This is a genomic window from Curtobacterium sp. RM9 (genome assembly GCF_054956955.1).
Genome location: NZ_CM143271.1, coordinates 1,030,472 through 1,041,823, shown reverse-complemented (window position 1 = coordinate 1,041,823; position 11,352 = coordinate 1,030,472). Strand labels below are relative to the sequence as shown.

Below are 11,352 nucleotides of genomic sequence, written 5' to 3'. Positions count from 1 at the left end.
CGCCGACGCGAGGAACCAGGTTCCGGACACAGCACCGCAGAACTGCACGGTGTTGTGTCCGGAACCTGGTTCCGGCGGGAGGGAAGCGCTACGCGGACTTCTCGACGCGCTTCGCCCGCGGACGCGGCACGATCGTCGGCGCGGCGTTCTCGAGCACCGACTCGCGGGTGATCACCACGCGGGCGACGTCGTCGTCGGAGGGGACGTCGAACATCACCGGCCCGAGCACCTCTTCGAGGATCGCGCGGAGCCCGCGGGCACCCGTCTGGCGCAGCACCGCGAGGTCCGCGATCGCCTCGAGCGCACCGCGGTCGAACTCGAGCTCGACGCCGTCGATCGCGAACATCCGCTGGTACTGCTTCACGAGGGCGTTCTTCGGCTCGGTCAGGATCCGCATCAGGGCTTCCTGGTCGAGCTGCGACACCGTGGTCACGACGGGCAGGCGCCCGATGAACTCGGGGATCAGCCCGAACTTGTGGAGGTCTTCCGGCAGGACGTCGGCGTACAGGTCCTGCTGGTCGAGCGGGCTGTGCAGCGGCGCCCCGAACCCGATGCCGCGCTTGCCGACGCGCGAGGACACGATGTCCTCGAGCCCGGCGAACGCCCCCGCCACGATGAACAGCACGTTCGTCGTGTCGATCTGGATGAACTCCTGGTGCGGGTGCTTCCGGCCACCCTGCGGCGGCACCGACGCGACGGTGCCCTCGAGGATCTTGAGGAGCGCCTGCTGCACACCCTCGCCGGAGACGTCGCGCGTGATCGACGGGTTCTCCGCCTTGCGCGCGATCTTGTCGACCTCGTCGATGTAGATGATGCCGGTCTCGGCGCGCTTGACGTCGTAGTCGGCGGCCTGGATGAGCTTGAGGAGGATGTTCTCGACGTCCTCGCCCACGTAGCCGGCCTCGGTCAGGGCGGTGGCGTCGGCCACGGCGAACGGCACGTTGAGGCGCTTCGCGAGGGTCTGGGCGAGGTAGGTCTTGCCGCAGCCGGTCGGGCCGATGAGCAGGATGTTCGACTTCGCGATCTCGACGTCGTCGCGGTCCTCGGCAGCGGTGATCTGCCCCTGGGCACGGATGCGCTTGTAGTGGTTGTAGACCGCCACGGCGAGGGAGCGCTTCGCCGGGTCCTGCCCGATGACGTACTCCTGCAGGAAGTCGAAGATCTCACGCGGCTTCGGGAGCTCGAACTCGCCGCCGCCGGTGTCCTCGCCGGCCTCGGCGAGACGCTCCTCGATGATCTCGTTGCACAGCTCGACGCACTCGTCACAGATGTAGACACCCGGGCCTGCGATCAGCTGTTGCACCTGCTTCTGGCTCTTGCCGCAGAAGGAGCACTTGAGCAGGTCCGCGCTCTCCCCGATGCGTGCCATGTCGGTGCCCTCCCTGGTTGACCGATGCAGTCGTCCGTCGCGCGACCGGCGGCCGTCGCGACTGTCCCGAGCCTAACCGCAACCGGCGACACCCACCGGGACGCCGGGCCGGGATCCGCGCCCGCGTTCGCCCAGGGCGTTCGACCCTGGTAACGTGTCCCCGCTGCCTCTACAAGTTGTAGAGAACCCTGGAAGGAACACCATGTCCAAGCGCCTCGCCGTCGTCGGCACCGCGACCCTCGGCGTCACCGCCGCGATCGTCCTCGCCTCCGCCACGGCGGCCAGCGCCCACGTCGAGGCGACCGCGACCTCGACCGCCGCCGACTCCTACACGACGGCCACCTTCTCGGTCCCGCACGGCTGCGACGGCTCCCCCACGACGGCGCTCCGCTTCCAGGTGCCGGAGTCGGTGATCGAGGTGACGCCCACCGTGAACCCGAACTGGACCATCACGAAGGCGACCGAGTCGTACACGAGCGCCACTGCCGCCGCCGGCGAGGAGTCCGAGGACGCCGCCCAGCGCGTCACGAGCGTCACCTACACGGCCAAGACCCCGCTCCCCGCGGACGAGCGCGACACCTTCCAGCTCTCGTTCTCGCTCCCGGACGGCAAGGCGGGCGACCGCGTCGAGTTCCCCGTCCTGCAGACCTGCGAGCGCGGCTCGGTCGAGTGGGACCAGGAGCAGGAGACCGGCAAGGCCGAGCCCGCACACCCCGCCCCCTCCATCGTGCTGACCGCAGCGGACGCCGCCGCCGGCGACGACGACGACGCGCCGGCGGCCACCACCGCCGCCGCGTCGACGGACGCCGCGCCCTCCGACCCCGACCTCGTCGGCCGTTTCCTCGGCCTCGGCGGCCTCGTCCTCGGTGCTGTCGCGCTCGTCGTCGCGGTCGCCGGCACGCGCCGTCGGAGCGCATCGAAGTGACCCGTCGCGTCGCGCGTCCGGCAGGCGCCCGGTCCTCCGTCTGGAGGCGCGTGGCCGGCACCGCCGCGGCCGTCGCGCTGGCGGGCGGTGCGGTCCTCGGGCTCGCCGCCCCCGCCAGCGCCCACAACTACCTGGTGTCCTCGACGCCCCGCGTCGGCGGGACGCTGACCGAGCTGCCCGCCTCGTTCGAGATCACCACGAACGACAAGCTGCTCGCGATCGGCGGCAGCGACTCGGGCTTCGCCTTCCGGGTGCTCGGTGCCGACGGGGAGTACTACGAGGACGGCTGCGTCGCCGTGGACGGCCCCTCGATGACCACGAAGGCCGCGATCGGCCCCTCGGGCAAGTACACGGTCGAGTGGCAGATCGTCTCGGCGGACGGGCACACCGTCTCCGACCGCTACGACTTCACATGGCAGGCCCCCGCGGGGTTCTCCCCCGCGACGGGTTCGACCACCCCGCCGACCTGCGCGACCGACCGCTCCTCCGGGTCGAGCACGACGGCTGCGACCGACGGCACCGCGTCGGGCGGTGGGGACTCCGCGGCCACCGACGCGCTCTTCGTCGGCGCCGGAGGCGTCGTCGTGGTCGGCGTCGTCGTCGCGCTCCTCCTGCTGCTGCGCCGTCGTCCCGCCCCCGCGGCCGACGACGCTGACGAGGACTGACACCGACCCGCCGGACGCGCACCGCGCCTCCAGACCGGACACGACGAAGGCCCCGCACCGATCGGTGCGGGGCCTTCGTGCGTGCGGTGCTACTTGACGAGCGCCGGCAGGTTCTTGCGGCTCGTGAGGACCTGGTCGATCAGGCCGTACTCGAGCGCCTCTTCGGCGGACATGATCTTGTCGCGCTCGATGTCGTTGTTGACCTGCTCCGGCGTGCGGTTCGAGTGCTTCGACAGGGTCTCCTCGAGCCAGGTCCGCATGCGGAGGATCTCCGCCGCCTGGATCTCGATGTCGGACGCCTGACCGCCACCCTGCTGCACGGCGGGCTGGTGGATGAGCACGCGGGCGTTCGGGAGCGCCAGACGCTTGCCGGGGGTGCCGGCAGCGAGGAGCACCGACGCGGCCGAGGCAGCCTGGCCGAGGCAGACCGTCTGGATCTGCGGACGGATGTACTGCATCGTGTCGTAGATCGCCGTCATCGCGGTGAACGAACCACCGGGCGAGTTGATGTACATGACGATGTCGCGGTCGGGGTCCATCGACTCGAGCACGAGCAGCTGGGCCATGACGTCGTCGGCCGACGCGTCGTCGACCTGGACGCCGAGGAACACGATGCGGTCCTCGAAGAGCTTCGCGTACGGGTCCTGGCGCTTGTAGCCGTAGGCCGTGCGCTCCTCGAAGCTGGGGAGGATGTAGCGATCGGACGGAGCCGGGACGTTCTGCGCGCCACCGAGCATGGGGAGGTGCATTCTCGTTTCCTTCTCTTCGGTGGTGGTCAGTTGGACTCGGGCTCGGCTGCCGCGGTCGGCGTCTCGCCGTCCCCGACGGTTCCACCGCCGCCGATGACCTCGCTCGAGGACGCACGGAGGTGGTCGACGAAGCCGTACTCGAGGGCTTCCTGCGCCGTGAACCAGTTGTCGCGGTCGTTGTCCTTGAGGATCTGCTCGATCGACTTGCCGGTCTGCTCGGCGGTGAGCTCGGCCATCCGCTGCTTCATGTCGAGGATGACCTTCGCCTGCGTCTGGATGTCGGCAGCGGTGCCGCCGAAGCCACCGGACGGCTGGTGCAGGAGCACGCGGGCGTTCGGGGTGATGTAGCGCTTGCCCGGGGTGCCCGACGAGAGCAGGAACTGCCCCATCGAGGCGGCGAGGCCGATGCCCACGGTGACGATGTCGTTCGGCACGAACTGCATCGTGTCGTAGATCGCCATGCCCGCGGTGATCGAGCCACCGGGCGAGTTGATGTAGAGGTAGATGTCCTTCTCAGGGTCCTCGGCGGCGAGCATCAGCAGCTTGGCTGCGATCTCGTTCGAGTTGTCGTCGCGGACCTCGGAGCCGAGCCACACGATCCGGTCTCTCAGAAGGCGGTCAAAAACACTGGGGTTCAGTGTTGCTTCGGCCATGGAAAAGCTCCCGTTCAGTTGTCGCTTGATGTCGAACTTATCGGGTGCAACGCACCACTTCGCGTCTGTTCGCTGTGGGCGGTTCCGGTGCCCCCACGACAGACAGGAGGCGCGGTGCCAGCTGGCACCGCGCCTCCAGCGCGCTCTTCGCATGTTGCGACGCGAAGCGTCGCGCGGAGCCAGCGCCGACCGAGCCTGCGAGGGCGGTTCGGCGCCAGCGCGGACTACTCCGCGTCCTCCGCGGGGGTCTGCGCCACGCCCGCCGTGAAGGCGGACAGGTCGACGTCGCCGCCGTTGGTGTCCTTGACGGTCACCTTGGACAGGACCGTGGCGACCGCCTTGGAGCGGGCGACCTCGCCGACCATGCCGGGGATCTGGCCGTTCTGGTCGATCACCTTGATGAACTCGGCCGGCTCCATGCCGTACTGCGCGGCGGCCTGGATGAGGTACTGGGTCAGCTCCTCCTGGGAGACCTGGATCTCCTCCTTCTCGGCGATCGCGTCGAGGAGGATCTGCGAGCGGAAGGCCTTCTCGCTGGACTCGGAGACCTCCTTGCGGTGCTCCTCGTCCTCGAGGCGGTTCTCCTGCTCGAGGTGACGGTGCACCTCGTCCTCGATGAGCTGCGCCGAGATCGGGATGTCGACGTCCTCGATGAGCTTCTCGACGAGCTTGTCGCGAGCCGCGGCGCCCTGACCGAAGGTCTTGGACTTCGCGATCTGCTCCTTGAGGTCCGCCTTGAGCTCGTCGATCGTGTCGAACTGGCTCGCGATCTGGGCGAACTCGTCGTCGGCCTCGGGGAGCTCGCGCTCCTTGACGGCGGTGACGGTGACGGCGATCTGCGCGGTCTCGCCCTCGCGGTCGCCACCGACGAGCGTCGACTCGAAGGTCGTCGACTCACCGGCGGTGAGGGACTCGAGCGCCTCGTCGATGCCCTCGAGCAGGTCGCCCGAACCGATCTCGTAGGAGACACCCGTGGCCGAGTCGACCTCGTCGTCGCCGATCGTGGCGGTGAGGTCGATCTGGGCGAAGTCACCCGTCGTCGCCGGACGGTCGACCGTCACGAGCGTGCCGAAGCGGGTGCGGAGGTTCTGCAGCTCCTCCTCGATCTCCTCGTCGGAGACCTCGACCGCGTCGACCGTCAGCTCGTACTCGTCGTACTTCGGCAGGTCGAACTCGGGGCGGACGTCGACCTCGAAGGTCAGGACGAGGTCGCCGGAGAAGTCGCTGACGTTCGGCAGCTCGGCGACGTCGGCCTCGGCACGACCGAGGATGCGCAGCTCCTGCTCCTCCACCGCCTGACGGTAGAAGGTGTCGATCGCGTCGCCGACGGCGTGGTTCAGGACCTCGCCGCGGCCGACACGCTGGTCGACGATCGCCGGCGGGACCTTGCCCTTGCGGAAGCCGGGGATGTTGATCTGCTCGGCGATGTGCTTGTAGGCGTGGTCGATGCTCGGCTTGAGATCTTCCGGCGTCACGTTCACGGTGAGCTTGACGCGGGTGTCGCTCACCTTGTCGACGGTGCTGGTTGCCAAGGGGATGACTCCTGTTGGTTGGCGTTCGTGTGGTCAGTGTTCTGGCGGACCTGGTCGGGGCGACAGGATTCGAACCTGCGACCTCCCGCTCCCAAAGCGGGCGCTCTACCAAGCTGAGCTACGCCCCGTTCGACTGGGCCAGGCGGGTGCGCCCACGCCCACAGGCGCACGCGACGCCGACGAGTCTAGCGGTCTGCCGGTGGGCCGTTCCCGGGAGGGGCGTCCCCGTGTTGCGCGGCGCGCCGGAGACCGTTCCCGCCCGGGGTGTCGTCGGGGTCCGCCGCGCGCCGGAGACCGCTCCGCCAACGGACCCCGACGACGACCTGCACGGCCGCTGCGGCGAGCGCCAGGAGGATGCCGAGGACGATCCGCCAGCTGTGCAGGAGCGCGTGCGCCGGCTGGGCCTGCGGGTCGCCGAACACCTCCGGACGCAGCGAGAACACCACGGCGGCGACGAAGACCAACGCGAACGAGAGCACCCGGGAGCGCTTGATGCGGCGCATGTCGGACGGGTCCGGGTTCGGCACGACGGTCGATGGCATGTCGGGGGGTGTACGTCCGCTACGATGATGAGGCGTCGCACCGGTGGGTGCGGCCGCGGGGATGTAGCTCAATGGTAGAGCCCCAGTCTTCCAAACTGGCCACGCGGGTTCGATTCCCGTCATCCCCTCCGTGTCTGCAGCGCTTCGCGCGGTCGTCGGTTCCTCGTCCTGGGGTCGCTGGGTGGTGGGGTGTACGCGTTCGAGCGCTCCGCGCGCTCGTCGGCTGCTCGTCCTGGGGTCGCTGGGCGGTGGGGTGTACGCGTTCGAGCGCTCCGCGCGGCGGCCGCTAGGCGGTCGTCTTCGTCAGGCCGTGCTCCGTCTTCTCCCAGTAGTGCGGCCGGGTGATGAGCTGCCAGAGGCCCTTGTACGCGGCGACGGAGTGCAGGATCCAGTACAGCGGGTTGAGCAGCGCCCACCCCATCAGGTCGAACCACCCCCGCTTGTACGGCCCCATCATCGTCAGGTAGATCATCGTGGCGTTGCCGATCAGGAAGTCGAGCACGCAGAGCCAGAGCACCGGCGCGGGGAACATCGGCGCGGTCCAGGCGGTCGGCAGCACGAGCGTCGCGATCGTCACGACGACACCGGGCAGCATCCCGAGGAAGGTCAGCGGGGTCCCGGCGATGAGCAGGGCGAACGCGGCGGCACGGCGGAGCCCGATCTCGGCGACGAGGGCCCGCGGCCGACGGGCGTGGACCAGGGCGGTCTGCATGTAGCCCTTGATCCAGCGGGACCGCTGCCGGACGAAGTTCGGGACGGAGGTGTTGGCCTCCTCCATCGTCGTCGAGTTCACGACGGCGACGCGGTAGCCGACGGCGGACGCCCGGATGCCGAGGTCGGCGTCCTCGGTGACGTTGTACGGGTCCCAGCCGCCGAGTTCGCGGAGCAGGTCGGTCCGGAAGTGGTTCGACGTCCCGCCGAGCGGGATCGGCAGCTTCCGGGCGTCGAGCCCGGCGAGCATGTAGTCGAACCAGTACGAGTACTCGAGCGTGAACATGCGGGTGAGCGCGTTCTCGTCGGCGTTGAAGTAGCTCAGGGCGGCCTGGACGCAGACGGTGTCGTCGCCGGCCCGGTCGAAGGTCAGGAACACCTTCTTCAGCTGGTCGGGGTCCGGTCGGTCCTCGGCGTCGTAGATGACGACGTACTCCCCCTGCGCGATCGCCAGGCCGACGTTGCACGCGCGCGGCTTCGTCTGGGGCGAGCCGGGCGGCACGATGACGATCCGCATCCAGTCCGGCGGGGCGGCATCGAGGACGGCCTCGCGGGTCTCGTGGTCCTCGGCCTCCACGAGCACGAGGACCTCGAGGCGGTCCTTCGGCCAGTCGAGGACCTCGAGGTTGCGGACGAGGTCGTGCACGATGTTCGCCTCGCGGAACACCGGGACGAGGACCGTGTAGGTGGGCAGCGCGTCGTCGTCGAGAGCCGCGACGTCGTCGGGCGAGACCTGTTCGACCAGGTCGAAGCGGGCGCCGACCATGGACACCCAGAACTTGAAGACGATGCCGGCGAGGAAGCCGAGGGAGAGCACGGCCGTCGCGACGGCGACCGTCGTACCGGGCGTCAGGACGAGGCAGGCCGCGGCGACGAGCAGGGCGACGGCGCCGCCGATCTGCTGCCCGCGGGACAGGACGGTGCGGGCGGACAGCGCCGGGTTGGTGCGGGCGAGACCGTGCGCGGCGAGGTCGGCGACCTCCTCCTCGAGCTCGTACGCGATGCGCTGGCGGACGTCGGCCTCGGACGCGGTCCGGAGCACGACCGGCTCGCCGAACTCCTCGGTCAGCGCGGCGCGGAGCACGTCCGGGTCGGACCGGCCGCTCGTCAGGACGAGCACGCCCTCGCGGATGCGGGCGGAGGCGACCCAGCCCTCCTCGACGTGCCGGGACACGGAGCAGCGGTGCGGCGGCCGCCAGTCGGTCTCTGCACCGCGGTGCCGGCCCGCCGAGAGCGACGGGACGGTGGCGGTGTCCGCTGCGGGACGAGGTGCGACCGCGGTCATCGGAGGACCACCGCGGCCAGGGCGTGCATCCACTCGACGACGACCTCGCGCTGGAACGCGTCGGCCCAGGCGAGCGGTACCTGCAGGACGGCGAGCACGACGACGAGCGTGCTCGTCACCCGACCCTCGACCGGCGGCAGGATCGCGATGGCGACGCCGAGCATCGTGACGAAGACGTTGCCGGCCGCCGCGACCGGGATGAGCCCGATCGCGTAGCCGCCGATGATCCCGCCGAAGAGGGCGGCGACGAGCGCGATCGCACCCGGACGGCGGACGAGCAGGGCGAGGGTCGCCCCGGCGACGAGCATCGCCACGAGGAGCACCCCGTCCGCGCTGGCGAACAGGCGCTGGAGACCGACGAGCCGTTCCTCGGACACGGTGATCGTCCCCCGGAGTGCGGCGAACGGGTCGTGGAGCACCATCGCGTCGAGCACGGCGGTGGCGAGCGCGACCGCGACGCTCGGGAACACGAGGACGAGCACGTTCGCCCGTCGGATCCCGCGCTGGTCGTGCCGCGCGAGGTCGAGCAGCGGTGCGGCGAGCGCGGCGATGCCGACGTAGACGAAGCCCATCGGGTCGAGCAGCGTGGAGAGCATGAGCGCGAGACCGGCGCGGAAGCCGGCCTGGGTGTCGCCCCACGCGAAGAACCGCACCATGTCGACGACCGCCAGGGCGAAGAGCGCGATCCCGAGGAACGCCTGTAGGTCGTTCAGGGCGACGAACGCGTACAGCGGGTTCGCGCCGAGTGCGATCGTGAATGCGACGACCTCGCGCATCCGGAGCCCTCGGCGGAGCATCGCCTGCGCGAGGAGCTGGAGCAGGATGCCGGCGACGACACCGCCGAGCACCGCAGCGCCCTGTGCGCCGAACGGCATGAACCGCAGCAGGACACCGGACAGCAGCGGGTAGAGCTGCCCGATCGCCGGGACGACGCCACCGTCGAGCGCGGCGGTCGCCCGTGCGAGCGTCGCCTGGTTGCCGGTGAGTCCGAGCAGGGGCGTCGAGGTGATCCGTGACGCGACGAGCGCGAGGGCGACGTAGGGCAGCGCGAACGCCGCACGGAGCAGCCAGCGTGCTGCCAGCGGTGTGAGCACGGGTGACGATGGGCGGGCAGCCGTCTCGGCCCCGGCGGTGGTCGGGACGGAACGGGCGAGCGTGACGGTCATGCGGCTCCTCCGGGTGAAGCGCACAGGGGTGTCCTGCATGGTCCATCCCACTCGGTGCCGGACGGCGGCACCAGCCCACGAACGGGGTACAAACCGGTCCCCCTCGTTGTGGACAGCCCGATCCCGGTGTGATCCGACACGCCCAGGACACCGCGCCGGTGCATCCCGGCGGCGCGGCCGACTTGACGCACGTTCGAACACACGTTCGAATGTCCCCGTGGGACGGCGTCGCGAGAACCGGTGGCAGCCCCCGGAGCACCCGGAGGTCGAACGCCCGCGCGCCTACTCCGTGTCGGAGGACGCCCGCGGCCCCGACGTCTGCCACGCGGTGACCCCGATCCCCGTCTGGGCCTGGATCCAGTTCCCCACCTTCCACGTCCGCGTGAAGGCCTTCGCGACGAGCTGGACGCGCGACGCCGTCCTCGTCGAGTGGGCCCAGTTCGGACAGCAGGCCGAGGCCTGGGTCTGGCGCTCGGCGGTGAAGCACCGGACCCTCCGGGTGGATGCCGAACGGCGGTCCGGACGGGGCGATCCGTTCCTGGGGAGTCCACAGAACGCACCACGTTGACTTCCCCCGACATGGCGAGGATCGTTTACGGCACACCGGTACAGCAAGTAACTCGATGATCGAGACTTTCGATCGCTTCGAGCAACGTACCGGGAGGAGGCACCATGAAGAAGAACGAGGTGCCGTCCTGGGTCGCGCATCTGCTCACCCCGCCAGAGGTCATCGCGGCCTACGTCGAACGTCGGATCAACGACCCGGCGCTGCTGACGGGCGAGCAGTCCGAGCCCACGTACGCGGACTTCCTCCGCGGCGAGTAGGCGGGTCTTCCCGGAGGCGCGGATCACCTCCCCGGTCAGGGGACGGTGTCCGCGCCTCCGTCATGACCGCCGGTCCCCGGCGGCCGCGTCCGCCGCGCGGACAGCGTGACGCCCACGCTCGCCGCGGTCACGCAGGCGAGCGCCACGACCTCCAGCGGCGCCAGCGCTTCGCGCAGCACGACGAGCCCCGCGAGTGCAGCGATCGCCGGACCGAGGCTCTGCAGCACGCCGAACACCCGCGTGACCATCCGGCGGAGCGCCGCCATCTCGAGCGCGTACGGCAGCACGCTCGACAACAGCGCGACGCCGCCGAACACGAGCAGCAGCGACGGGTCGGTCGTCACCCCGGCTGCCGCCGTGCGCAGCCCGAACGGCAGGGAGACGAGCATCGCGACGACCATCGACACGGCGAGCCCGTCGATCCCCGGGATCGCGGCGCCGACCCGGCGGTTCATCACGATGTAGCCCGCCCAGCACGCGGCGGCCGCGATCGCGGCGAGCACCCCGCCGACAGCCGTCACCGCGGTCGGCCCGACGCCGAGCAGCACGACGCCGGCGAGTGCGAGCGCCGCCCACGACACGTCCCGCCAGCGTCGGGTGTGCGCGAGCGACAGCACGAGCGGGCCGAGGAACTCGATGGTCACCGCGACGCCGATCGGGATGCTGGCGAAGGCGACGTAGATGAAGACGTTCATGCCGCCGAGCGCCAGCCCGAGCAGCACCGCCGCCGTCCACTGCGCACGGGTCCAGTGCCGCACGCGTGGACGGACGACGAGGACGAGCACGACCGCGCCGATCACGAGCCGGAGGGTGGCGGCGCCGACGGAGCCGACCTCGTCGAAGCGGGTCTTCGCGATCGCGGCACCGAGCTGCACGGACACCATCGCGGCGAGCGCGAGCAGCGGTGCGGGGACCCGGGCCACGTGTCGG

12 protein-coding genes and 2 tRNA genes are annotated in these 11,352 nt (G+C 70.4%); 5 read left to right on the top strand and 9 right to left on the bottom strand.

Annotation, left to right across the window (positions count from 1 at the left end):
• Positions 1-88: 88 nt before the first annotated feature.
• Positions 89-1,369, bottom strand: coding sequence for an ATP-dependent Clp protease ATP-binding subunit ClpX (gene clpX, locus ACY3FI_RS04970; protein ID WP_462549642.1), 1,281 nt, complete (start codon positions 1,367-1,369; stop codon positions 89-91).
• Between the two features lie 202 nt (positions 1,370-1,571).
• Here clpX and ACY3FI_RS04965 point away from each other — a divergent pair, with 202 nt between their 5' ends.
• Together ACY3FI_RS04965 and ACY3FI_RS04960 are read left to right on the top strand one after the other, a co-directional pair.
• The gene (locus tag ACY3FI_RS04965; RefSeq protein WP_462549641.1) at positions 1,572-2,294 is read left to right on the top strand and encodes a YcnI family copper-binding membrane protein; all 723 of its coding nucleotides are present in this window, start codon (positions 1,572-1,574) and stop codon (positions 2,292-2,294) included.
• Positions 2,295-2,344: 50 nt separating this feature from the next.
• The gene (locus ACY3FI_RS04960; protein ID WP_462549640.1) at positions 2,345-2,959 is read left to right on the top strand and encodes a copper resistance CopC family protein; all 615 of its coding nucleotides are present in this window, start codon (positions 2,345-2,347) and stop codon (positions 2,957-2,959) included.
• Between the two features lie 89 nt (positions 2,960-3,048).
• Here the strand turns inward: ACY3FI_RS04960 and ACY3FI_RS04955 are convergent, their stop codons facing one another.
• The 5 genes from ACY3FI_RS04955 to ACY3FI_RS04935 form a co-directional block, all read right to left on the bottom strand.
• The gene (locus ACY3FI_RS04955; protein ID WP_144711004.1) at positions 3,049-3,708 is read right to left on the bottom strand and encodes an ATP-dependent Clp protease proteolytic subunit; all 660 of its coding nucleotides are present in this window, start codon (positions 3,706-3,708) and stop codon (positions 3,049-3,051) included.
• Between the two features lie 26 nt (positions 3,709-3,734).
• Positions 3,735-4,361 carry an ATP-dependent Clp protease proteolytic subunit gene (locus tag ACY3FI_RS04950; protein ID WP_462549639.1) on the bottom strand — a complete coding sequence of 209 codons (627 nt, stop codon included), beginning with the start codon at positions 4,359-4,361 and terminating at the stop codon, positions 3,735-3,737.
• A gap of 224 nt (positions 4,362-4,585) precedes the next feature.
• Positions 4,586-5,893, bottom strand: a complete 1,308-nt coding sequence (gene tig, locus ACY3FI_RS04945) for a trigger factor (RefSeq protein WP_462549638.1) — start codon at positions 5,891-5,893, stop codon at positions 4,586-4,588.
• 51 nt (positions 5,894-5,944) lie between these two features.
• A tRNA-Pro gene (locus ACY3FI_RS04940) sits at positions 5,945-6,021 on the bottom strand.
• A gap of 57 nt (positions 6,022-6,078) precedes the next feature.
• Entirely contained in the window at positions 6,079-6,435 is a 357-nt protein-coding gene (locus tag ACY3FI_RS04935; RefSeq protein WP_462549637.1) for a hypothetical protein, read from the bottom strand.
• A 57-nt stretch (positions 6,436-6,492) separates the two neighbouring features.
• Here ACY3FI_RS04935 and ACY3FI_RS04930 point away from each other — a divergent pair.
• Positions 6,493-6,563: transfer RNA gene (locus ACY3FI_RS04930), tRNA-Gly, on the top strand.
• Between the two features lie 158 nt (positions 6,564-6,721).
• Here the strand turns inward: ACY3FI_RS04930 and ACY3FI_RS04925 are convergent.
• A complete protein-coding gene (locus tag ACY3FI_RS04925) occupies positions 6,722-8,320 on the bottom strand; it encodes a glycosyltransferase (RefSeq protein ID WP_462549636.1) in 1,599 nt (532 codons plus the stop codon).
• A gap of 107 nt (positions 8,321-8,427) precedes the next feature.
• Entirely contained in the window at positions 8,428-9,597 is a 1,170-nt protein-coding gene (locus ACY3FI_RS04920; protein ID WP_462549635.1) for a hypothetical protein, read from the bottom strand.
• Positions 9,598-9,814: 217 nt separating this feature from the next.
• Between ACY3FI_RS04920 and ACY3FI_RS04915 the strand changes: the two genes are divergently transcribed.
• Together ACY3FI_RS04915 and ACY3FI_RS04910 are read left to right on the top strand one after the other, a co-directional pair.
• The gene (locus tag ACY3FI_RS04915) at positions 9,815-10,165 is read left to right on the top strand and encodes a hypothetical protein (protein WP_462549634.1); all 351 of its coding nucleotides are present in this window, start codon (positions 9,815-9,817) and stop codon (positions 10,163-10,165) included.
• Positions 10,166-10,269: 104 nt separating this feature from the next.
• A complete protein-coding gene (locus tag ACY3FI_RS04910; RefSeq protein WP_462549633.1) occupies positions 10,270-10,422 on the top strand; it encodes a hypothetical protein in 153 nt (50 codons plus the stop codon).
• A gap of 35 nt (positions 10,423-10,457) precedes the next feature.
• Here the strand turns inward: ACY3FI_RS04910 and ACY3FI_RS04905 are convergent, their stop codons facing one another.
• Positions 10,458-11,345, bottom strand: coding sequence for an EamA family transporter (locus tag ACY3FI_RS04905; protein WP_462549632.1), 888 nt, complete (start codon positions 11,343-11,345; stop codon positions 10,458-10,460).
• Between the last annotated feature and the right edge of the window lie 7 nt (positions 11,346-11,352).